The following is a 294-nucleotide window of genomic DNA, read 5'->3' as shown; positions in this document are numbered from 1 at the left end:
GGCCAGGGATAGACGAACGGCCAGGCGAGCGCGCCGGAAAAGCTCGCCATCGCATTGAGCCCCAAATTCTTCGAGGCCGTCAGCGCCAGCTTCACCTGCTCGACTGCCCACATTTGGCGCGCCTTCGGATTGCCGCGCACCTCCGGCACGGCAAAGCCGTCGAACACCTCGTCATAGGCCGGATGGGTGGCGACCAGCTGGCCTTGCAGGTGGGTCGAAAGCTCGGTGATCTCCACACCTTGTCACTCGCAATGCCGGCAAGCTCGTCGCAATAGGTTTTTGACGTCGCCGCCT

The 294-nt window shown here is 63.3% G+C and carries 1 pseudogene; it reads right to left on the bottom strand.

Annotated elements, in window-relative coordinates:
- Window positions 1-294: pseudogene (locus BLJAPNOD_RS35880) on the bottom strand (sugar phosphate isomerase/epimerase); the annotation flags it as partial.

Origin of the sequence: Ensifer sp. M14, from assembly GCF_003355565.1 — a bacterium.
Lineage (GTDB): Bacteria > Pseudomonadota > Alphaproteobacteria > Rhizobiales > Rhizobiaceae > Ensifer.
Note: the sequence above shows the minus strand (reverse complement) of the source record. Positions and strands in the feature narration are given on the sequence as shown.